At 40.1% G+C, this 25,049-nt stretch carries 14 protein-coding genes; 5 read left to right on the top strand and 9 right to left on the bottom strand.

The annotated features are described in order from the left end of the window. Positions 1–701: 701 nt before the first annotated feature. A complete protein-coding gene (locus tag KMW37_RS10670) occupies positions 702–1,865 on the top strand; it encodes a sugar-binding domain-containing protein (RefSeq protein WP_215224615.1) in 1,164 nt (387 codons plus the stop codon). 99 nt (positions 1,866–1,964) lie between these two features. Then, on the top strand, positions 1,965–3,863 hold the full coding sequence (locus KMW37_RS10665; RefSeq protein WP_215224614.1) for a discoidin domain-containing protein: 1,899 nt from the start codon (positions 1,965–1,967) through the stop codon (positions 3,861–3,863). 254 nt (positions 3,864–4,117) lie between these two features. Here the strand turns inward: KMW37_RS10665 and KMW37_RS10660 are convergent, their stop codons facing one another. Further along, positions 4,118–6,394: a glycoside hydrolase family 2 protein gene (locus KMW37_RS10660; protein ID WP_246581440.1), complete on the bottom strand. Its 2,277-nt coding sequence runs from the start codon at positions 6,392–6,394 to the stop codon at positions 4,118–4,120. Positions 6,395–7,314: 920 nt separating this feature from the next. On the opposite strand from KMW37_RS10660, the gene KMW37_RS10655 reads away from it, so the two are divergent. Both KMW37_RS10655 and KMW37_RS10650 read left to right on the top strand, forming a co-directional pair. Beyond that, complete coding sequence (locus KMW37_RS10655) at positions 7,315–8,457, top strand: MBL fold metallo-hydrolase (protein WP_215224613.1); 1,143 nt, start codon at positions 7,315–7,317, stop codon at positions 8,455–8,457. Positions 8,458–8,623: 166 nt separating this feature from the next. After that, positions 8,624–11,029 (top strand): glycoside hydrolase family 127 protein, encoded by a 2,406-nt coding sequence (locus KMW37_RS10650; RefSeq protein ID WP_215224612.1) that lies wholly within the window; start codon positions 8,624–8,626, stop codon positions 11,027–11,029. 346 nt (positions 11,030–11,375) lie between these two features. Here the strand turns inward: KMW37_RS10650 and KMW37_RS10645 are convergent, their stop codons facing one another. The 3 genes from KMW37_RS10645 to KMW37_RS10635 all read right to left on the bottom strand — a co-directional run bounded on the left by KMW37_RS10645 (position 11,376) and on the right by KMW37_RS10635 (position 19,723). After that, positions 11,376–13,994, bottom strand: coding sequence for a DUF5695 domain-containing protein (locus KMW37_RS10645; protein ID WP_215224611.1), 2,619 nt, complete (start codon positions 13,992–13,994; stop codon positions 11,376–11,378). A gap of 1,016 nt (positions 13,995–15,010) precedes the next feature. Further along, positions 15,011–18,325, bottom strand: a complete 3,315-nt coding sequence (locus tag KMW37_RS10640; protein WP_215224610.1) for a DUF5107 domain-containing protein — start codon at positions 18,323–18,325, stop codon at positions 15,011–15,013. Positions 18,326–18,331: 6 nt separating this feature from the next. Then, on the bottom strand, positions 18,332–19,723 hold the full coding sequence (locus KMW37_RS10635) for a sugar porter family MFS transporter (protein WP_215224609.1): 1,392 nt from the start codon (positions 19,721–19,723) through the stop codon (positions 18,332–18,334). A 217-nt stretch (positions 19,724–19,940) separates the two neighbouring features. Here KMW37_RS10635 and KMW37_RS10630 point away from each other — a divergent pair, with 217 nt between their 5' ends. Beyond that, entirely contained in the window at positions 19,941–20,828 is an 888-nt protein-coding gene (locus KMW37_RS10630; protein WP_215224608.1) for a helix-turn-helix domain-containing protein, read from the top strand. A gap of 52 nt (positions 20,829–20,880) precedes the next feature. Here the strand turns inward: KMW37_RS10630 and KMW37_RS10625 are convergent, their stop codons facing one another. The 5 genes from KMW37_RS10625 to KMW37_RS10605 form a co-directional block, all read right to left on the bottom strand. Beyond that, a complete protein-coding gene (locus KMW37_RS10625; RefSeq protein WP_215224607.1) occupies positions 20,881–21,168 on the bottom strand; it encodes a hypothetical protein in 288 nt (95 codons plus the stop codon). A 337-nt stretch (positions 21,169–21,505) separates the two neighbouring features. Beyond that, positions 21,506–21,733, bottom strand: coding sequence for a hypothetical protein (locus tag KMW37_RS10620; RefSeq protein ID WP_215224606.1), 228 nt, complete (start codon positions 21,731–21,733; stop codon positions 21,506–21,508). A 121-nt stretch (positions 21,734–21,854) separates the two neighbouring features. After that, positions 21,855–22,064 carry a sulfatase-like hydrolase/transferase gene (locus tag KMW37_RS10615; RefSeq protein ID WP_215224605.1) on the bottom strand — a complete coding sequence of 70 codons (210 nt, stop codon included), beginning with the start codon at positions 22,062–22,064 and terminating at the stop codon, positions 21,855–21,857. 74 nt (positions 22,065–22,138) lie between these two features. After that, the gene (gene uxuA, locus KMW37_RS10610) at positions 22,139–23,311 is read right to left on the bottom strand and encodes a mannonate dehydratase (protein ID WP_215224604.1); all 1,173 of its coding nucleotides are present in this window, start codon (positions 23,309–23,311) and stop codon (positions 22,139–22,141) included. A 32-nt stretch (positions 23,312–23,343) separates the two neighbouring features. Next, positions 23,344–24,900 (bottom strand): family 43 glycosylhydrolase, encoded by a 1,557-nt coding sequence (locus tag KMW37_RS10605; RefSeq protein WP_215224603.1) that lies wholly within the window; start codon positions 24,898–24,900, stop codon positions 23,344–23,346. Positions 24,901–25,049: the final 149 nt, after the last annotated feature.

The raw sequence follows: 25,049 nt of genomic DNA, 5'->3' as shown, positions 1-25,049 counted from the left end.
TGGTAAAAAGATCAACTAGAAGTTTGGGCCTGATACCCCTAGCAATATTTAAATAAAATCATGATTGATAAATAGAGGCATTTGACTGTCTAACTTCGGAAGCCGATAAGAGTATGCATCTTCTCCAACCACAGCTTTCAATTAGCACTAAAATAGTCCCGTTTTGATCATAAAAAAAAGGCTCTACCATACATATATTTATTTCATTCTATTTCAAATTGGGTTGAATGAAATCTTCTCTCCTTACCTTTCAGCAATCCCATCTTGGGTCTATAAAAATTCTGCAAATAGAAGCTTTAAAGCCCCTTTCATCCTATTTTTCATAACTTGTTAAAGCATTGAAAATTCATTTTTTTGAGGTATTTAAAAAAACAATATGAGACATAACTTGGAAAATTTGACCTAAAAGGGAAAAACCACAATATAATCCATCATTAACAAAAATTTATCCATTCAACAATAAGCTTCCGTCATTTTATTTTTTTAAAATATTGCGTTCAGAAATATACGTCTAATTATGCACCAAAAATCAAAACGTTTGCTTGTATAAAAACCAAAACCACCCAATATATTCCATACACACGTAACAAGCACCTATTATCATTATTGAATCATCCAAAATTATTGTAGAATGCCCAAAATCAACCACCTCTATTTAATTGCATGTTTATTACTGTTTTTTTCTCATTCAAATAGACTATTTGCACAAAACAAAAACATTAACCTTTCTGGACAATGGCAATTTCAGCTCGATCCACAAAAAAAAAGGGCTTGAAGAAAGATGGTTTGAATCTAAAAAAAAATTCAATGATTCCATCAAACTTCCTGGGTCCACAGACACCAATGAAAAGGGGGATAAAACGCTTCCTTGGCCTGAAGATTCCATCACTCGTCAGTTCACCTTTCCAAAGGACTTTGAAAACCCTAAGTGGATTTATGAGCTAAACACAGCTCCGTCCCGTAAATATAAATACATCGGGCCTGCTTGGTATCAGAAAGAGATACAGATTCCAACAAACTGGGAAAACCAACGAGCAGAGTTATTCTTTGAGCGTAGCCTATTCAAGATGCAGGTTTGGATTGACGGCAATTTCATAGGAGAGGACATTGCGCTTTATACGCCAAGACGCTTTGATATCTCTGATTTTGTAAAACCAGGAGAAAAGCACTTGCTTACCATTTGCATAGACAACACCAATCTCATTGGTGGAATGGCCCATAGTTATACTTACCATACCCAAACCAATTGGAACGGCATCATGGGAAGTATGGAGATTCGACCTCATGAACAAGTGTCCATTAAAAATACTAGGATATTTACAGACATTTACGATAAGAATGTCCGTGTCGAAACCACTGTATCCAACCAAAGTGGAACAATTACCCCAGGAAAACTCCTACTTCAGATAAAAGACAAGAAAGGCAATATTTTAGCTGAAAAAACATTTCAACGAAAGTTCGAGAAAGGTGATAAGACCAAGGAACTCTATCTTGATATCCAAAAGCCCATCACACTATGGGATGAATTCACTCCTGAATTATATACTGCGCATTTAGAACTGATAACGGAAGACGGAAAACATTTTGATACCTACACTGAAAATTTTGGATTCAGAAAAATTGAAACGAGCGGTTCTTCCATCCTGATCAATGACCGGCCTGTTTTTATACGTGGTACCTTGGACTGTGCTATCTATCCCAAAACCGGCTATATGCCTATGGACAGGCCATCATGGGAAAGGACCTTGAAGACCATTAAAAGCTATGGCATGAACCATGTAAGGTACCACTCAGTATGTCCTCCCAAAGTAGCTTTTGAAGTAGCCGACGAATTGGGAATATACTTGCAGGCTGAATTAATTTGAGGTCCAGAACCGAGTTTTGAAAGCCCTGTACTTAAATATCTCTATAATGATGGGTTTAGAATATTGGATGAATATGGCAACCATGCCTCCTTTGTCCTAATGGCATTAGGAAATGAACTTTCCCATGATGACAATACGCCTAAAAACCGGGTTGTAAATGCCTTAAGGGAACACGACCCAAGGAGACTTTATTCTACCCAAGCTGGCCATGTAGATAAAAAGCACTCATCCAGTGATATTCGCTATAATAAAGAATGGGAAAATGGAGAAAGCTGTAATCTGCCTAGAGAAGAGCTTATCCTTACCAACAACTTTGATTTTTCTGATGGCAAATCCCAAAATGAGCCTCCTTTGATCATCCACGAAAATGGTCAATGGGTAATGTATCCGGGCTTTGACTTTATGGACAAATACACTGGTGTAAAACAACCTGACAACTTTTACCCATTATTCGAAAGGTTAAAAGAAAACGGGCTAGAAAAGCAGGACAGCGCCATGGCTTTGGCATCAGGAAAACATGGCGTATGGCATATCAAGCAAGTCTTTGAATCCATGTACAGAACTGAAGGTCTTGCTGGTTTTCAGTATTTAGGATTACAGGATTTCCCCGGCCAATCTGAAGCCATGGTAGGCATATTGGATCCTTTTTGGGATAGCAAGGGCTATATCAGCCCAGAAGACTTTAGGAATTTCTGCCAAAGCGTAGTACCACTGCTTCGATTTGAAAAATGGGTTTACCGTCAAGATGAAACCTTTGAAGCACAAGCCTCGCTAAGCAATTTTGGTCCAAAGGATATGCAGGAAACCCCAATTCATTGGCGTATTATCACTTCAACTGGGAAAGAAGTCCAAAAAGGCCAGTTTAATATTCAACAATTACCACAGGGAAAAATCTCCAAAATCGGCCATATTAAGCTTCCCCTTGAAAACCTGAAAGCACCAGGTGCCTATAAAGTCGAGCTAGAATTAAAAGGTACTCCGTATAAAAACAATTGGGAATTCTTTGTTTATCCGGAACAAACAGCCGTTGCTCCTCAATCAGTTTATATCACAGAAAATTTGGATCAAAAAGCCAAAGACAAATTAGAAAATGGGGAAAAAGTCTTATTGATTTGGCCAAAAGATGGCTTTGGAAAAAACGTGCAAAAGGTTTCGTTTACGCCCCAGTTCTGGTCCTTTAACCGAGGAGCCTTGGGAAGAACTTATCCTGGTACTGCAGGCATGCTCTGTGACCCCAACCATCCGGTATTTGAAGCATTCCCAACCAATTTCTACGCTGACCCAAGATGGATGCACCTCATCCATTACGCCAATGCATTCATCCTAAATGACCTGCAAAAAATCGATCCATTGGTTCAGATCATAGATGACTACCACAGAAACAATAAACTAGCGGCGCTATTTGAGACCAAGGTAGGTAAAGGAAAGTTGGTGGTTTGTGGCTTGAATATTCATGCTGATCTTGAACAAAGGCCAGAAGCTGCCACGCTGAAAAAAAGCATCTTAAACTATATGGAAAGCAATCAGTTCAGCCCAAATACTGCTATGAGTTGGAATGAGCTAACAAGCTTCCTTCCTGACCCAAATAGCATTGACAGGGTGGTAGAAGGTTCTAGCAGATGGCCTTTGCATGACTACAGAGATGTCTTGGACGGTAATCCGGATACATTCTGGAGTAGTGAGTGGAATGGAGAATGGCGTGCAAGTTACTCACATCATATCGTCATTGAATTCGGAACTGAAAAAAACATAGCAGAATGCATCTACACTCCTCGACAGGATTCCGAAAATGGAAGGGTGAGGAAATATGAAATCTACGTTTCAAAAGATGGGAAAACCTGGTCCAAGCCCATTGCCTCAGGAGAGTTTGAAAATTCCACAGAAAAACAAATTGTACGCTTTGACCAAAGCTATCCTACAAAATTCGTGAAATTTGTATCGGTATCTGAAGTAAATAATCGAAAATGGGCAGCTATTGCAGACCTTCAGTTCAATTAACCTGAATGCTTTTATCCAATAAACACTCACAATTGCAACATTCAATAAATGTCGTTTTATATTATTCGATTTTGGATATATTGATCACTTGAATTCTATAAAAAGAGGAATCAATTGGCCTTGGTAATAATTGCTGAAGATAGTTTTCATAAAAAATAGACCATCTCATAAATACCCTGCTCTGTTTGTTTGAAGCGAGGTTTTTAATTGAGATGGTCTCTTAAAAGTGCTATTCTTCAGGATGCACTCCTAAATCATTTATTCAATAAACTTCCCAATGTTTTCTCAGATAGTGCTTTATCACCAGTAGCAATGGAAAGACCTGCATCGATATATTGCCCTCCTATATCCTGTTTACAGTGGATAGCAATAATATTGTTGCCATTGGCTATCAAGGCCTTTTTAGCTTCCTCAGAAATGGCAGTATTGATATAATTGGAAGTAAATCCATCTAACTCTGCTGCTTTAACGCCATTGATATATACCACACATTCATCATCATGATGGATTCTTAGGCGAATATCATCCAAGTTGATCTTAGAAAGATCTCCCAATTCGAAATTCCTTCTTAACCAAATCCCATCACTTTCCCATGTGGTGCCATTTATTGCCCCTGGGGTACCTTTAGATCCAAATCCAGCTCTACCAGTTTTCCAGTTTGAAGCGGAAAAGTCTGGTTTCATCCAATTGCTACCTGGTCTATCAACAGTATACTTCCAGTCAATATTTTGCTCCTTGGCCGTCAAAACCAAAGGATATACATGATCCTCTTGCTCTATGATCTTCTTGTTAATCGGAGCGATCTTATCTGCATCCACCTTCATCACGCGATCGTAGGTCATGATTCCATTAAGTTCTATTTCCACATCGGTAATTTCAGTATAAACTGCCGCGCTCAACCCTTGATTGGTCTTAAACTGCACCAGCATATCCGCAAATCTATCATACATGGACAAGTACTCTTCTTCACTGTCTATAGTGATATATTCCTTCAAATCATTAGGATTCCAGATATGCCCGTCCATCTGATAGCCAATTCCGCCATATTCTCCACAAACGGTAGCTTGGTGAAAGCTTTGGGCATAGGCAGGTGGAGGATAACTATGTACGTCTGCCACATCTGCAGCTTCGTGGTTGGTACCTCCACTGGCTTCATTAACGATCCTTGATGGATCCATCCCTTTTACCAAAGCTGAATATCGCTCTGTGTCATGCTGTCCCTGTGACTCATTGAAAATCACCCACATCACGATACTTGGTACATTTTTAAGGTTATCTACCATACGCATCAGTTCCTTGGTAAAGGCTTCTTTATTGGGTTCTGGAGCAGCATGGGTATAACTGCTTGAAGAAGGCATGTCCTGCCATACCATTAATCCCAATTTATCTGCCCAGTAATACCACCTCTTAGGTTCTACTTTAATATGTTTTCTGGTCATATTAAAGCCCAGTTTTTTGGTCATTTCTAGGTCATAGCGCAGCGCTTCGTCAGTAGGAGCGGTATACAAGCCATCAGGCCAATAACCTTGATCCAATGGTCCCATTTGGAAAACGAATTCATTGTTCAAGTAAAGTCTTTGGAATTCTCCTTCCTGCTCCATTGAAATCTTTCTCATACCAAAATAGGTATCCACTACATCAACGACTTTATCTCCATCTTTCAGTGTAATGGTCATATCATAGAGAAAAGGGGAATCGGGAGACCAAAGTTTTTGATTTTTGATCGAAATGGCTGTTGGCTTCTTAGGCTTAGAATCAACCGTCGCAATCACCTTATTTCCGTCCCTAACTTCCGCTGTATAAGTCAAAAACCTTCCTCCTGAAGTTTCCACTGATAAATTAAGTTCAGAATTATCGATATCCGGTATCATTTCAAAGTCCACGATTCTATTCTCAGCTACAGGTTCTAGCCATACGGTTTGCCATATACCTGTCACAGGAGTATACATGATATCTATCTGATTGAGGGCCTGCTTTCCTCTAGGGAAGCCCTCTCTCGTTGTTGGGTCCCAAACTTTAACAGTAACCGTCTGAGTTCCCTCTGTGAGGTGATCTGTGATATCAAAGGAAAATGGATCATATCCTCCCTCATGTTTTCCTACCGGCTTATCATTAATAAACACCACCGCTTCATAATCCACCGCACCAAAATGCATTAGGATACGTTGTCCATCCCAATCCTTAGGAACCGTAAATTCCCTACGGTACCATAATCTCTCATGGGTGGTTTCTTGTACTCCGGAAAGCGCCGACTCTACAGCAAAAGGCACAAGAATATTCCTAGACAACTTTCCTTTTGGATAAGGTTCTCTTTCCCATGTCCCGGGCTGGAATTGCCAAAGCCCATTGAGATTTTTCCATTCTTTTCTTACCATCTGTGGCCGTGGGTACTCTGGAAGAACATTTTCAGGATCCACATCCTTGGCAAATTTAGTCATTAAAGGTGCTTGCTTGGAGGTCCACTGCTGAGCGCTGGCGTTCATCACCAACCAAAATAGTGTAACGACTCCAAAAAGTTTGTTTGTACGCATTAGTAGTTTTGAGTTTAATGTTTTTGCTTTAATTTGTTTGCTAAAAGGATTTTGCTAACCATAAACAAATCCAAAACCCAAAGTTAAAAAGTCATCAAGCCTTCCTACTACCACTTATCCTTCAAAAAAGTAACAGAAATCCTTCTTTTAGCACAAAATCGCCAATAGAATTGATATTTGAGTGAATATTAGCATTATTATAATGAATAAATGCCCTTTCCCTCTAAGCTTATTTAAGCTCAATAAATTCCGATGAATTTCACATATCAAGTGAGATGCTAAAATGTTTTGATTATGCTGGATTATGGATAACAATTAAGAATTTTTAAATAATATGATTATCCTTTTTCGCACCGGTAACCTTATTTCTCACAGCCTGTCCCGATTTATCGGGAGATTCCACAGATTTACATTGATCTACCTAATGGAAGACAGGTTTAATTCATCATTTCAGTAAAATCTGGCCATTTTTGAGGGAATGTTTTGAAGGGTGAACTTTACTGGTGTAATAGCGGATATATAGATTAAATAATAGAAATACGTCTCCAAGCAAAACTCATTCAAATTATCTTGAACAATCTACAACCAATTGCGTAAAGAATTGGGGTTTTGACATTGAGATTAGAGTCCATAATATGATATTTGAGCCAACAAATTGTATCCTAGCCCAGTTTTATATTACCCACTCTTTCGATTTAGTCTTAAAAGAACCAGTGTTGTGTTAACTCCGAAATGACCTTTCGACTTCGTAACTATCGTTACTCAGGTGCTCAAAGTGACGCAGGATTGTCAGGTCGAGGGGACCTATCTAACCAACAGGTAGAGTCGAGACCCTGCTCAAACGACATTACATTTAACATAACACTCGTATTCTCCTAACCCCCAAGCATTTAACCATAGTTTGCACAAAGATCCAAGTGATGGCTAATAAAAAATTAAATACCCTTTTCCGTTACACCATTTTTCTGGTCCTAATTATTCTAATTTTTGGAACCATTTCCTACTCCTACACTAAAGTCGCTCCACAATTCGGCGAGACTCCCGAAGGGGATTTTTTGACAAGGATCAATAATTCTCCCAATTATGATGGCGAGCAGTTCAAAAACCTAATTGAGACCAGTACCGGATCACTATGGGATGTATTACCATTATTGCCAAAGTTACTATTCTCAGAGCAAAGCACCCCTATTAAGCCATTTGAAGTTAATTTCGAGCCTATCCCTGACAAAAAAATGGATAGTTTGTGCTATATCACCTGGTATGGTCATTCAGCATTTTTAATTGAGCTGGAAGGAAAGAGAATTCTTATTGACCCTATGCTCACTGATAATCCCTCTCCCCTTCCCATTGGTACAAAACGCTTCCCATATGAATCCCCTATCCCTATAGATCAACTGACTGATATTGATGCGATCATTATTTCCCATGACCATTATGATCATTTGGATTACCAATCCATTCTTCAACTAAAAGAAGTAACCAATCATTTCTATACTCCATTGGGAGTCGGCTCACATCTCATTTCTTGGGGAATTCCTACATCCAAAATCACGGAACTGGACTGGTGGGAAGACTCGAAACTAAGCTCAATTGAAATAATTGCCAGTCCTTCCCGCCATTTTTCTGGAAGAGGATTGACAGACCGGGATAAAACGCAATGGGCCAGTTGGATTATCAAATCTGAAAACACTTCCATTTATTTCAGTGGAGACGGAGGCTATGGTCCCCACTTTGAAGACATTGGCCAGAAATATGGCCCTTTTGATTTGGCCTTGATGGAATGTGGGCAGTATAATGATGCCTGGCCGGACATCCATATGCTTCCAGAGCAAAGCGTTGCCGCTGGAAATGAAGTAAAAGCAAAAGTGATCATGCCCATTCACTGGGGAGCCTTTAACTTATCTACCCATTCTTGGACTGAACCGGTAACACGATTTAAAAAGGAAAGTGAGCTACAGAACATGACCATGATCCACCCATTTATTGGCAAGCGTATCCAGCTTGGGCAAGACTATCCTCAAGAAGAGTGGTGGTTGAGATATATGAGTGAATCGGCACATTAATCCCCTCCCGGGGGATTCCCTTGGCCAACAGGGAAATTGTTCAATGAGATTTTTTAACAGCCCATTATCGCTTAGGATCCATTATGTTTTTGAAAAAATAGTGGCTATTCTCACTAAAGTGTATAAATTACATTAATTAATATTCATACCACCAGAGGACAAAACCATGATAAGCCCTATTAGAACCCAACCATACATTAAACAGCTTTTTTCCTGCTTCCTATTATTGACCATAGGGATATTATTTCCCATCCAATCTTCCCAAAGTCAATCCTACCTTCCCACTGAATCAGAGGGAAAATTAAAGGTTAAATCAAGTGTGGCTATTCAGGCATACCCATTTAATCTAAATGAAGTAAAATTACTTCCCAGCCCCTTTTTGGATGCCATGGAAGCTGATGAGTCCTACCTGCTTTTTCTAAAACCAGACAGGCTATTATCCCAATTTAGGAGCCATGCCGGACTGGAACCAAAAGATGAGGTCTATGGAGGCTGGGAATCCATGGGCTTGGCAGGGCACAGTTTGGGCCATTACCTATCGGCACTTTCCATGCATTACGCCTCCACCGGAAAAAAAGAGTTTTTGGACCGTATCAATTATACAGTTGATGAACTTGCCCTTTGTCAGCAAGCCCGCAAAACCGGATATATAGGGGCTATTCCCAATGAGGACAAAATGTGGGCAGAAGTGGCCTCTGGCCATATCAGGTCAAGAGGTTTTGACCTTAACGGAGCCTGGGCGCCTTGGTACACAGTACATAAAATCATGGCCGGCTTAATGGATGCCTATTTATATGCCGGAAATAAAAAAGCACTAGAAATCAATATTGGCATAGCTGACTGGGCAGATAATTTACTGAAGGAGCTTTCTGAGGACCAAATTCAGGAAATGCTTAAATGTGAATATGGGGGAATGAACGAAGCTTTGGTCAATACTTATGCACTGACGGGAAATAATAAATACCTGGAATTATCCTATAAGTTCCATGATAATTTTGTTTTGAAACCTTTGGAAGAGAAAATTAATCCATTGCCAGGCAAGCATTCCAACACACAAATTCCCAAAGTCATTGGAGCCACCAGAAGATATGAACTTACTGGCAATAAGGATGACCAGATCATTGGTACATTTTTTTGGAACACCATGGTGGATCACCACAGCTATGCCCCAGGAGGCAATGCGAATTATGAATACCTAGGTGCAGAGGACGAGCTCAATGATAAACTGACAGACAATACTATGGAGACCTGCAATACCCATAATATGTTGAAATTGACCCGTCATCTCTTTGCTTTGGAACCCAGTGCTAAACTGATGAATTATTATGAGCGGGCGCTTTATAACCACATTCTGGCATCGCAAAACCCCGATACCGGTATGATGTGCTACTTTGTCCCCTTACGAATGGGAACCAGAAAATGGTATAGCAATAAAGAACACAGTTTTACCTGTTGTGTGGGCACAGGTATGGAAAACCATGTAAAATATGGTGAATCCATCTATTTCAAATCTCCCACAGGAGGCTTATATGTTAATTTGTTTATTCCATCAGAACTCAATTGGGAGGAAAAGGGGCTGAAAATCACCCAAGAAAGCCAGCTACCAAAAGATGGAAAAACCAAGCTAAGGATCAATACTTCCAAAAAATCTAAATTCCCTATAATGGTTAGAAAGCCCAGTTGGGCAGCCGCTTCAGAAGTAAAAATTAAAATAAATGGCAAGACCCACGAGGCTAAACTGGGAGCAAATGGCTATTTTATTTTAGAGAAAAAATGGAAAGATGGAGATCAAATTACCTTTGAATTCCCGATGAACCTCTATGCTGTGGAAATGCCTGACAATAACAATCGGAAGGCTTATTTTTATGGGCCAGTATTGCTATCGGGAGTATTTGGAGATACAGAGCCTGATCCTTTGAAAGGGATACCTGCCTTGGTAAGTGAAGACCAAAGTCCTAATAAAATCATCCAGCAAAGTCCAGAAAACCCATTGATCTTTACCACCAATAATATTGGCCAACCAAATGATGTAAAGCTGATCCCCTTCAACCAAACGAAAGAAGAATATTATACCGTTTATTGGGATGTCTTTACGCCTGAAGAATGGGAAGAGCAAGAAAATATTTTAGCGCAACAACGTCAGGAAGAACTAGCGCTGGAAGCAAAAACTGTTGATAAGTTACGCTTAGGGGAAATGCAACCTGAACGGGACCATGATTTTGAAGGCGAAAAGACAAAAACCGGTGAGGAACACCGTCAGCGCTGGCGTTCTGCTGAAGATGGAGGTTATTTTAGTTTCACCTTATCTCCCAAAAATGGTGAGAAGCACCAATTGATCTGTTCCTATTGGGGAATGGACAACCGGGGCAGGAATTTTGATATTTTTGTAGACGATGTAAAAATTGCCACCGAGGATCTCAACCAATATAAGGACAGCAAATTTTACCATATCAGTTATGATATTCCTCTTGAACTGACAAAGGGAAAAGACACCTTTCAGGTGAAATTTGTACCTCATGAAAATAATACTGCAGGTCCTGTTTACGGTGAGATCAAACTGATCAAAAAATAAATTCTGTATATCCGCTATTTCACCAGTAAATTTTAAAAGGGAATCGAAACGATCCTTTTGAAGAAAGTATCAATTACTTCGGTCTTCAGACTTCAGTCTTCGGACCACTTGAGCAAAGGATTTATGGTTACTGGCATCATAGCGGATAATCAGATAAAATTTACTATCCCATTGTAACCTCAGGGAAATCGCTTTTAATCTTTGATATTATTTAATTAAAATAGTTAGGTGTCAGACCGAGCGGAGTCGAGGTCCGTTTTCTGGCCTTCGACTCCGCTCAGGCTGACATCACTTTACTGACAGTTTTCAAAAGTGATTTCCCCCCTATTGCAACCTGGCCAATTTGCTAATTTTCATCTGGCACCAAAACAAGCTTTTTTACCTCCCCGCTTCCCAAAGGAACTACCAAAATCCCTTTTTCCTCAGTAAGCTTGCCTTCAAGATGATATCCTTTTGCTTTTATATTTAACTTGGCTACTTGTGCATGAGCAGCTCCGAGCATTTGAAGACTGATCACTTTGGTACTTTCATCAAAAGTCACCTGAGTGATTTTCCCTACCCTAGAAGTAACCCAAACATTAGCTGGAGACACAAAAACCGCATTCTTTGCTCCTGTGGTATTATCCAAAACCACCTTACCTTGCTGGCTTTTTACATTACCTCCAAAACCCAACCAGCCAAATCGTTCATCCTTATACAAATAGGCGCTGGTATTAACCGCATAACCATAAAAACCAGGACCATAATCTCCGGATAAAGGATCAATCTTCAAAGTATTGGGAAAAGAATGGAAAGCTGAAGGGCCAAAACCATCTTCAGTAATATTGGCCAAAGCCCCCATCATTCCTGCATAGCCCACTCTAAGCAAATACAAATCTTCCGGCATACTCCTATAAGCATCCAAAACCGGAATGGCATTAAGTGCCGATCCATAATGATGCAATTGCCGCTCAATTCTGCTGATTTTCCCTCCATAAAGAAAATCCCAATACCTTCTGGCACTGCCATTATAGCCCCAATGTGGCACTGTGGGCATATAGGCTAAAATAGCATTCAATGTTACTTCAGCCTTTTTGTCAAAGCCAAAATAATTGGACCACATATAAACCTCCTCCTGTCCGGTGGAATCCCAGGGCATCTCACTCCCAAAAGGAAAATCCAGGGATTCCCAGATATCTGCTCGCTTTCGCATGGCACTTTCCAAAGCCCTTGCCTTTTCTATCCAACCTTCCCGCTGGAGGTCATTCAATAAATACAAGAAAACACTTCCCTCCATCTGACCAAACTGGGCATAATGTGGCGCTTGGGCGACCATAGCCAGAGAAGTCTCATAAGCCTGATCCAAATACCAATCCCATTTTTCTTTATCTATTAGGTCAATATAGTCTTTAGAAAGCCGGTACATCACCCAATAAGCTGCCACCACATGAGGATAATTGTAGGATCTCCCAGTGGAACTGGCATCCTTCTTACTCCAGGCAGCCCAAGTGTTATAGTTGATATCCTCACTGTAGGTACCCTTGGGCATACTGTCCGGTTCATAATAGAAAAGACTTTTCTTCACACCGTATTTGAGATCGCCCTCACTATACTGCAAGCCTCCCCAAAGTGTCTGATGCACAAACTGCTCTAGCTTTTGGATTTCCTCTGGATCAGGAGACACCAACTGTTTCATCATGGCAGCCAACCATGAACCCGATCCCCCTTCATCACCTATCCCAGCTATCCAGGCCCTACTGTCCTGCAGGACTTTTTGTTTATCCTCATAATCATACGATACTACAGAAGGACTTCTATGAAAAAGGTCTGCTTCATCCTCATACCATTGTTCGTGGGTAAGAAAACTGCCCATATTGGCCAAAACCTCTGCTTCTGGCTTGATCACCTTATACTGTATGCTCTGAATTGTGCCGTCTGTATATTCAACCTCCACGCTTGCCCTGCCCCATTTTTCTCCAATGACATTATAGGCTGCCCAAGCCTCATCTTTACGATTGGTCTTTTTAATGGTCAATGCACCCTTGGGTGAAATTTCAATGGAACTTATTTCTTTAGGATACTTCAAAAACAACTTTCCCTGAACATCCTTGGGAAGAACATATCCAGGAATGCCAATAGCCACTGGCCGCTCCTCTTCAATCAATTTATTCTCTATTTCCCTCACACCATCTGCCAATGCAAATTTCAATCCCACTTCCATTGTCTCACTAGGGTTCAGAGTTTTAAAATGAGGTGTATTCCAAGGTGCTGCTCCTGCCCATTCCTCCTCAAAGGCCTTAGTAAAAACCTGCCATTCATGGAATCCCTCAAAAGTAATCCCCTTGGGCGTTGGGTCATCTAATAGTGGATTATAAGCTTCAAAAGGGGTTTGTCCATAAGGCATTACCAACAGTACAGGCCCCTTACCATCCAGCCTATTTACTTGCAGGTAACCTGCATCCATTCCGATATAAGGATCATAAAACACTTTTTGATGATGAGCTTCTTTCAGGCTTTTATGGTGGAGAATATTGTCAAAAATCAATGGCAAGCCCAATCCGCCAATTTCAAGCGCTTTGGAGGAATTGTTCTTCAACTCAAATCTCATCACTAAATTCTCCCCATTCTCCTCCCAATACCGACTTATTGAAAGGGGAAATTCGGATGGGAAGGTATTGGAAAGGTCAGCTGCCGCCAAAGATTTTTTATTCCCGTTAATAGCGGTTATTGGCTCCCTTTTTTCGGCACTGGAGTATTCCTTCCATGCATTTGCTCCCACTTCCTTAAGCCTAATATTAATATCCCCCAACTGATATACACCATCCCCTCCACGCTTTTCCAAATGCTCAAATGGGGAATAATCAAAACTGGGATCTGCTTTGGGAATCAAACTGGCCAAGGTCTGGGCATCTTTTACCAACTTGATATTAAATGACTGGTTTTCTAATTCAATGAAGCCATTTTCTATCCCCAATCGCTGAGGCATCTCCTTCAATTTATCCCAGATTTCCTGGGCCGATAAGAGGGGCGTCAAAAAAATGCAGCAAATAAATACTATAGTGATAACGGTATTTTTTAACATGACTATTTCGGGATTATTTACAATTGTGTAATTTACACTTATTTGAAAAATATACAATTGCCCCTAGTTTACAATTTCATTCTCCCTTATAAAACTAGTTTTCCGCCATTTGATATAATCAAGGATTTTCACCCAACCTATCCTTCAATAAAAAAGAATATGATTATCCGTTTTCACACCAGTCACCTTATTTCTCACGGATTCCACAGATTTACACTGATTTAATTCTTCATTTCGGTTAGATATGGGCTATTTTTGAGAACATATTTTGGACGGTGAACCTTACTGGTGCAATTGCGGATATACAGAAAAAAGAAATCTGACTTTCCAGGATTTTGTATGAAGTAATAATGAAATATTAAACTAAAATCCTTCCAATGGCATTTGACATTCGGTTTTGTGGCGATTGATTGAGGCGTAAAAAATATGAGCTAACTCGCTTCGTGGAGGGACGAGTGTAAAAAAAAACAGTCAGTGACTGTTTTTAGCGAGTAGCCTGTTTGCAGGGCAGATTCTCTCGTTTAAGGTGGTTTCCTCAGCCTAAAGAACCTATCCCGATCACCATCGAGCCTATATCCGCTCATTTTTAGCCAAAAGCAGCTACCACAAAATCAAATTGAGCCAAAATCACCGTATTTGAAAACAAAACTGACTCAATTTGAAGAATGCTCCATCGCCTAGATTTTTCCCCAAATTTTCATCAATGGAAATGCACAGCATTCATGAAGACCTTCAAGAACACAACAATACCTGAATAAAAAGTAGGAAAGATCAAATAAGAAAAAACTGCTTTGAATTTCAATACATACTATTATTCAGATATACAATAAATAAAAAACAACCCCTAGGTATATCCTAAGGGTTGTTCAATTGCTACAAATACTTATATTTTCTAAGCTCGATTATTTCAAAATTCCACTTTAGAAAATAACATAATTATCATCCATTAGTGCTTTATGAAAATGAACGCCCAAATGATACACATCCAAGTCTAAAGCTGTTTTCATTGCTTTTTGAGCTGCGGATATTTCTCCCCTACCAAACTTCCCTAACCCAATCAGATAATTACAATGGATATGGTTACGCACATTAAGAACCTCGTCCCATATCAATAGATCAGGCAGCGATACAGCGAAATAATCGATTTTGATATCATCAAAAATATGGGTTTCTCCATAATCCACCAGCTTATTGAACCGCTTCATCGCTGCACTCTGATCCCCTAGCTTCAATAATGCAAGACCTTGATAGAATATCTTATCCGGCTGCTGATCATTATAATACATGGCAGGGCTAGGATCACTCAAACCTTCGGAGGCTTTTTTCCAGGCTTTTTGAGCCTGTTCCAATTCACCTAAGCCTTCATAGGCACATCCCAACCAGTAGAACACATCATTTTCTTGGGCTCCAAATAGCTTTCCTTCTCCCAAATTATGAGGATATTCTTGGGCTGCCTCTAGGTATTTAATCGCCAACTCAAATTCATTCTTGGAAATAGCAGCCTTGGCCAGCTCCACATTGCTCAGGATATACTGAGCAGGGACTTTTCCTTCACCACCTTCCCATGGATGGAACTGTCGGTTCATCAAAAGATCCAATGCTTTCTGGTTTTCTCCCAACATATTCAGTAGGGTAACATATTCCAGACAAACATCATCCCTATATTCAACAAGCTCCATATATTCATCTAAAAATGATTTACGTGCTGCAGGTACCATACCTACCTTTTTGTAAAGCTGGTCTAGCTCCATCAGTAGCCTTGGGCTCTTGTCCAAAGCGAATGCCTTTTCCAAAAGCTTTTGCGCTTCATCCTTCCTGTCAAATTTATTATAGTAGATCAAAGAGAGGTTTCTCAACACCAATGATGAACCTCCATTGAGTGCCAGAGATTTTTCCCAACAACTTCTGGCATCCACATAGTGCCTCTTGGCCAACCAGAAATTCCCTAAATAATATAAGGCTTTATCATCTTCCTCATTGGCTTCTATGGCCGCCTGAAGTATAACTACTTCCTCTAACCTATTGGGGAAACAATAATCAGTAGACATCTGGGCTGCCAGTTTATAATAATTTAAAGCTTGCTCCCTATCTCCCAATTCACCATGGAAATAACCCATGGCATAATGGATCATTGGGTAAACAGAGTCCTTGCCTTCAGTATGGACTTTCAATAAGGCGACTGCTTCCTCATAAAGCCCTGCCTGAGCATAATCCAAAGCATATTCCAAATAGTTATGGCTATAATCTCGGATCAATTCCTTTAAATAAGCTTTGTCCGTATCCTCCCCACTGATCAGGTACTTTTCAAAAAGTACTCCAAAATTGAACTTATCGATTTCCAAGGAGGAATCAATCAAAGCACATGCCTCCCCAACCATTCCTAACTTCCGCAAAATGGCCGTTTTCAAATGCCTCGCTTTGTGGTTATGCCAGTTTCTGATTAATGACATGTCTACCAATTCAAGGGCTTTATCCAAGTCTCCACAGACAAGCGCTATTTGCGCAACATTAAAATACCCTGCATCCTGCCAGGCTGCATTCCAACAAGCTTTGAAAAAGGCATCATAAGCTTCATCCAATTTACCCTGTAGCTTTAAAGCCAATCCCTTATTAAAATAAGGTTCTCCATCATATGGGTTTGGATTGAATTTGGTAAGTGTATCAATGGCCACCTGAAAATGTCCGGCTGCCTCTTCAAACTTCCCACTTCTAAGCAAATTCAATCCTAAAGCGTTATTGCACCTCACATCCCCTGCATCTCGACTAATCGCCTCCTTATAATAATCTAAAGGACTATAGGTCGCATGCCTGTATTGTTCAATATGAAGTCCCGTCAGGTAAAGTTCCTCATTGGTTTTAATATCCTTAGGATCTTTGGCCGCCTTGGCTGCTTCAGGAACTGGTTTCAGTTCTTCTGCTGGCTTTTTCCAGTTTATCAGTAATCGGCCGTTTGCGTCCTTCACTTCCATACTGAGCCCATCAGCAAATCCCGGCAACTCCAGTGATTGGCTAAATACATTTTCAGGGCTCAGGTCAAATTGGGTGTCCATAAGCACCTGATCATTACTAGAAAGTATGATTTGGCTTTTTGGAAAAATCCCTGTTGTATAAACAATAACCTTGGCTTTATCATCCTCCATGATAACATTTAGCATGGCATCCTTATTGGCATTTTTCACCACGCCCACCTCTTGGTAGGGCATAAAGTATTGGGTAAAATTCCGCTCCTCATAAGGTTGTATCCAGGAAAAATCAGGCTGGTTATCCGTATAAACCCCACACATCAATTCAATATAAGGACCATTACGGTCGGTCAGGTTCCTGTCCCAAGCATGTCCGAAATCACCATTACCCCAGGTCCACTGCTTCTTGCCAGGAGAAACATGGTGATCAGCAATATGCAGCAATCCACCCTTGGTATCATTCTCATAGCCCCCCACAAAATCAAAATCCGAATTGACCGCCATATATGAAGTGGGCACTGGAATATTCTTATATCTGGAAATATCCACACCAGCGGAATAATCTACTTTATAGTAAGTACCTGTGGCAATTGGGAATCGGGATACATCTCTTTTCCCATGGTCAAAGACTGCATTGACATCCTCTGGAAATACCGATTGGTAATCATCATTTACTGCCACCGCAGGGTTGGCCCACCAGAGAAAAGTCTGGGGATGTGGGGTCCTATTATACAACCTGCCTTTGATCTCCAAATAAGCTTTATCCGGATGCAAGGTAAATCCTGCCATCCCTTTTGTGCGGAACATACGCTCTACTTCACTCACCCAAACCGTCACACTACCATCTGCATTTTCCTCAATAGCTGAATCAACGGGGTCATAGGTGCTTGGCCTATGGTGTTGTGGCCAGTTAAACTCAATGCCACCTGAGATCCAAGGCCCAGTTAGTCCCACCAAAGCTGGCTTGATCACTTCATTATAGTATACAAAATGTCTTTCTTTTACCTTATCATAGGCCATCTGAATCCTGCCTCCAAGGGCCGGAAGCACCATAATTTTCAGGTAACTGTTTTCCAAGTAAATCACCTCCCATTCCTTATCAGTTTTTTCATCACTGATCTTCTCAATTACAGGGTTTGGATAAACCGATCCACTACTTCCCTGATAAACCCTTTTCTCCAAAAATATAGGGTATTTCTCTGCCTCACTTACTTCATAGGTAGGAATGATCACTCTTTCCTTCCAAGCTTTTACCTTTTCAAAGCTGCTCATAATATTTTATCTTAAGAATTCTGTTTCTATTTCTTCCAAGCTTTTGCCCTTGGTCTCAGGCAATTTTTTCCTTATGAATAAAAAGCCCAAAAAGCTGATGCCACTATAGACCCAAAAAGTACCATATGCTCCAAACTCACTGTTGAGAATAGGAAAGGAGAAGGTCAGTACAAAAGAGGCTATCCAAAGGCTGAAAGTGGCAATGGACATGGCCAATCCACGCACACGATTTGGGAATATTTCCGATAAAACCACCCAAGTAATTGGGGCTAAAGACATGGCGTAAACCGCAATGGCCGATATTACCAAAATCAATATAGGCAGGCCTGTCCATCCAAGAAAATAACTTAAACCAAGGACAAAATAGATGATGGCCAAAGCTCCGGAACCAAATAACATCAGCTTTTTACGGCCCCAGTTATCTACTGTTCGCATTGCCACCAAGGTGAATACCAGATTTACACTGCCAGTGATAACAATATTGAAAAGCATATCCCCAACACTGTAACCAGCACTGCTGAAAATTTCTTCCGCATAATTGAAAATAACATTGATGCCGCACCACTGTTGAAAGATGGCCAGTACTATTCCCAAGATTAAGATAGGTTTAATTTTGGGTGTATTTAAATCCTTAAAATGGACTTTATCATCTTTCTCAACAAAGGTTTCTTTGATCTTTCTGACTTCCATTTTGGCATAATCCAAACCTCCAATTTTGCTCAAAATATTGGTAGATCGTGCCTCCTCTCCTATTTTCAGCAGAAACCGTGGACTTTTGGGCACGGCAAACATCAGCAGAAAAAAGGCGCCAGCAGGTAGCAGCTCAGCCCAGAACATCCATCGCCAGCCCATAGTACCATTCCAAGAAGCCTGCATAGCTGATGCTGAAATCCCTTCAGGTACTGGCTCAGCAATTAGGTAATTGGCAATCTGTGCAGCCAAAATCCCCACCACAATGGTCAGCTGGTTAATCGCCACAAACCTCCCTCTCAATTCCGCAGGAGCCACCTCAGCTATATACATTGGAGAAAGCGTTGAGGCCAAGCCTATGCCCACGCCTCCTATCAATCTGTAAATGATAAACCAATAAAAATCATCAGCATATCCACTTCCAAAAGCAGAAATCACAAATAAAGCTGCTGACCAGATCAAAGGGTATTTTCTCCCATATTTGTCGGACACAGTCCCCGAAAGCATGGCCCCAAAAATACAGCCTACCAAAGCACTGCTCATGGCCCAGCCCTGTAGCTGCGGTGACTGGTTAATTTCAAAAAACAGCTCATAGAAGGGCTTCGCCCCTCCAATAACCACCCAGTCATAGCCAAACAGCAGCCCTCCCATCGCAGATGTAAATGCCAAGGCCAATAGATAGGGTAAATTATAATTCTTATTGCTCATAGTTGTTTTAGGTTATTCAAATTCAGTATTAATCAAAAAGAGCTTGGTGTTAATCCCCCACTTAGATCTTGAGGAATTATGCATTAAACAAACTTAGCCTAATATAACTTAGTAAAAATGGATAAAAACATTCTTGACATGGACAAAAACACAAAATTAAAATCATATCAATTAATATTTATGATATATTCGTCGTATCAATAAATCCATAGATACTGTGAAAAACAAGGCTTTGATAAAAGCAGGTTTTATCGGCGAAAAAATGACCGTTATCCCAAGAGGCCTGCTTAAAGATTATTCTAATTCTACAATTAACCGTGACCTGTACCTTACCGATATTGGTTACTTTCCAAAAGCCCTGCACCATTTTCGAAAGAGGCCCAAAGGGTGCTCGGAACACATTTTAATTTATTGTATTGAAGGATATGGCTCAGTTGGGATAGAAAGGGTTGAATTTCAATTAAAACCCAATTCTTTTTTAATAATAGAAGCCGATAAAGCCCACTACTATTACTCTGACAAGGAAAACCCCTGGTCCATATTTTGGATACACTTTTCAGGCAACCATTCACAGGAAATATATAGGCGTTTTGCTGGACAAAACTATGGAAAACCTATCATTATTCCATTTGAAAAAAACCGAATAGCAGAGTTTGAATACCTTATTGACATCTTTAAAAATGGCTTATCCAAAGAGGTTTTTGAATACTCCAGCATGCTCCTTTATAAGACTTTAGGGTCATTCATCCACTATTCCCTAAAATCAAGTAAAAAAATCGAATCAAACCATGATCAGTTGATCAGCAATATCATCACCTATCTTAATGAGCATATATATGAAACTGTAAAAATTGAAGACATCTCAAAAGCGTTCAACAAATCCCCCTCATCCATTTTCACCTTATTTAAACAAAAAACAGGTCATTCACTTATTCATCATTTTAATTTATTGAAAATCCAAAAAGCCTGTGAACTCATTAATCTAACATCATTATCCATCAAAGAGATCAGTTTTCAGCTGGATTTCCAAGACCCTCTTTATTTCTCCAGACTGTTCAAAAAGTACATGGGGGTTCCCCCTTCCAAATACAAAAGTAATCTATAGTACTCCCTTCCTGCAAAAAATAAAGGGGCCGTCTGAAAAGAGTTATTTGATTTTATTTTAACTCTGTCCAAAGCTTATAGGCTTTTTCTATTTCATCAATAATAGAATGATAAATAGCCTCCAATGATCCATTCTTGATTTTATGCGCTATGGAAAGAGTCGCCTTTTCTCCTTTCTTGTGCAGATAATCTCCATCACAATACCACTTCTTCACTTTATTGGTGGACATTTCAAATTCTATGACCAACCTAAAGTTTTCATCCGACTTTTCGTCATTTTCCATAAAAATCAGGGAAACCAGATCTTGATGGAGATTATCAGCCTCTGCTTGTATCGCCATTTTTAAATTTTTCACTCCCGAAAAGGAAATTGTTTTTCTCAATGGTACCATGATATTTTCCTTGCTTGTCTTTCCTCAATTTACAAAATATAATACCCAAATAAACCTCATATGTCAGCAAAAAAACCAACAAAAAATAAGAGCGGGCAAACTTCCCATTAGGAAAGCTCACTCGCTCTTAACTGCCTTTTTGGTAAAATCCCACTTCATCAAAAGTGTAAAAATGTGCCAAATAAATATCAAAGGATCACTTATAAAACCTCCCGAACTGACGGACAGAATCCCACTTGCCCAACATCACCCGATGATCAATAAATGGATCATTGGTGTCTTCCACTCATTTTTGAAGCACTTCAAAAAGTTCATCTTTTTTGGATTCCATGAATTCTTCTTCAATCAAGTTCTCTTTTTCAAAAGAATCATTCTCCAAATCATAAAGTTCTAATAAAACTTTTCTCACCCATGCTCCTTCATATTTTTCACCTCTTGAATAATAATAGGCGCTATCCTTATCTAAATAAAGGTCTTCATTATCAAAATCCCCTGAAGGTAAATTGTAAATCAACTTATAGCGCTGATCTCTTACTGTCCTTCTTGGATAATAATTATCAATAAAATGTGTTTAAAATTATGTTCAGTGAACAAATAATCCCCTACCTGATTGCTCTCCCCATAAATAATTGGGTCTAATGACGCTTGGGCAACATAGCATTATTGAATCTCGTTCCCGACTTCGCCAACCTGTCAAGATGAGGAGTAGCAATAATACTGTCCCCATCGCAGGAAAGTTGTAAGTCCAGATCATCTGCAGTGATTAGCAAAACATTATAAGGCTTGGCTGTAGTTTTGATCTCTTTCGAAGCGCAAGCTATCAAAAAGGGTATGGACAAAAGCATCAGAAAATTATTCCTTATTGTTGGGACAAATCACATGATGAGTGACTTTTGTCCAACAAACATTCCAATAGCAATTATCTTACTGACAACAAACCTAATTCCAGCCCCCTCAACTCTGCCAGTCCTTTCAATCTTCCTATGGCAGAATAACCGGGATTGGTTGCTTTATGAAGGTCATCCAACATCTGATGCCCATGGTCAGGGCGAAAAGTGATAGCATGGTCCCTTTTTTGGTTAAGATCCACCAGTATTTCCATCACCTTGACCATATCCACATCTCCATCCAAATGATCGGATTCATAGAAATTGCCTTTTTCATCTTTATGGACATTTCTAAGGTGGGCAAAATACACCCTTTCTCCAATTGCCTCCAATATATCTGGAACGTCATTATGCTTCCCCGCTCCCAAAGATCCTGTACAAAAGCAAATTCCATTAAAAGGACTGTCTACCCGTTGGATGATATCCAATAAATCCTCCTTGGAGGTGGCTATCCTCGGCAAGCCCAATATGGCAAAAGGAGGGTCATCAGGGTGAATGGTCATTTTGATACCTTCCTCAATACAGACATCCGCAATGTTTGACAGGAAATAGGCCAAGTTTTCCTGTAGTCCCTCTTTTCCAATTTTACTGTAGATATCGATGCTCTCTCTCAGGGCTTCCAATGTCACTCCTCCCTCAGTAGGAACCCCCATCAATATGATCTCAGTAAGTTCATCAAGTCTGTCTTTAGAAATGGAATCATACCTTTCCTTCACTTCCTGCATAATTTCCTTATCATAGGAATCCTCAGCACCTTCCCTTTGCAATACATGGCAATCAAACATCGCCAGATCAGTCCAGTCAAAATACAGTGCCTTGGCTCCATTGGAAAGGGTAAGGCCAAGGTCTGTCCTAGTCCAGTCTAAAACCGGCATAAAATTATAGCAAACTGTCTTTATCCCGCATTTAGCTAGGTTTCTTAAACTTGCCCGATAGTTTTCCAAATAATACTCACAATCCTCCGAGCGCGTCTTAATGGCTTCATGCACAGGGACACTTTCAACTACATTCCAAACTAATCCTACAGACTCAATTAGCTGCTTTCTTTCCAGAATAGCTTCCTCTGACCAAACTTCTCCATGTTTAACCTGGTGAAGGGCAGAGACCACTGCCCTTGCCCCTGCTTGCTTTATATCCTCTAAACTAACTGGATCATTTGGCCCATACCATCTCCAGCTTTGCTCAAGCTTCTTGTTTGAATTCATTGTTTTATTTATCTATTGCTTTTTTTAGAAACCTAGTAGGTCAAATCGAAAGCCTTAAACTCTCCCTTTTGCCCACCTTTCACGAATATCCCTGGCTTTACACCCCACTGCCAAAATGAAAGATAATCGCCTTTTAGCACTGCGCCTTTATTTCCTTCTGGTACAATCTTCATCCATTCCCCTGAGTTTGATTGATAAGAAAAACTTACCTGATGCCCATCCGACACCACTGCCCTCAATGTAGCCTCATCATCAATTTCGGTTTTTACAGCTCCTAGTTCTTGATAATTACCTTCCCGAATTTCAAAGAGCGTCAAGTTTTTTTCTTGAAGGCCCAGTCCAATCATATTCTCATGGGTACCATAAAGGACCAACCCTTTGAAAACTCCTTGTTGGATATTTAATGTTACTTTGATCTCATAGTTTGCATTTTCAGGCACCACATTTAATACAGCTCCAAGACCGTTATTTGATAAGCTTCCCTTTCCTGAAAGTTTCAAAACACCCTTCTCTATTTCAACTTCAGGGGAATAACTTGCCAAATCCCATCTCCACTGAGGAGCCAGTTCGTTAGCACCAAAATCATCTTCAAAATCAACGGGTTGGACATGTCCAGATGATTCGTCTATCAGTTCATTGACCTTAAAATAAGGCCACCCAGATTCTTCATCCCAATAAAACCGGTTGATCAAACCTGATCTCCCCAAATAAGGAAATCCTTCTTTTGCATAGGCATGATAGAGATAATACCAGTCGCCGGATTCGTCCTCGATCGGAGTACCATGTCCCGGACATTTCCAATCACCAAAATCACTTAATATTGGATTTCCTGTATATTTTTCCCATGGCCCAGTTACTGATTTGGCACGGGCCACTCCCACCTTATAATCACAACCTCCACCGCAACACGCAGCCCCAGAATACAGCAAATAATAATAGTCATCATTTTTCACCATCGACTGCCCTTCTATCCCCCCTCTTTCCCAAGTATCTGCTTCTGCAGTTACTACTTCAAAAACTTCTCCTTTTAACTCTAATCCATCTTTAGATAAACCAGAACCTAAAATTTGAATAGGTTTATCAGGGTTCAGGCCATACGCTTTCCATGTAACATAAAGCTCTCCGCCATCATCAAACACAAAAGCATCTATACTTTCTGAGCCCCATTCGATCAATATACCATGGTCTTCAAATCCTTTGCTAATATCTTTGGTAGTGGCTACTCCTATACAGGAAACCCCATTTTTTCTTTTGGCGGTATAATAACAATAAAAGGTGCCGTTATGATAAAAAAGCTCAGGTGCCCAAAAACCAGACATGGTCCATTCAGGTTTTTCCGAAAACACATAACTTTCAAAAGTCCAATTTTCCAGATCCTTGGAACTGTAAATAGGATATATGGGAGCCCAATCATTAGAAGTACCACATGCATAATAAGTACCATCCACCTCAATTACCGAAGGATCAGGAAATTCTCCCTTGATAACTGGATTGGGAATAGGCTTTGGCTGCTCCTGGACTTGTTTTTCTTTTACTCCTCCACAAGCAAAAAAACAAATAACAATAAAGATTAAAGCATACTTGCTCATAAATAATAGGTTTTAATAGTACAATTAGGGTTAATTTATTCAACAGGCTATTAGCCATCATTTTTCAAATTGTTATTCCAAAAAGTAAGTAGGAGGCTCCAGTCCTTTTTTACTTTTCTCAATCAAATTGACTTTCCGTAAACTTTCTT

Origin of the sequence: Echinicola shivajiensis (assembly GCF_018642165.1) — a bacterium.
Taxonomy (GTDB): Bacteria; Bacteroidota; Bacteroidia; order Cytophagales; family Cyclobacteriaceae; genus Echinicola; species Echinicola shivajiensis.
This window is presented reverse-complemented; position numbering and strand designations above follow the sequence as displayed.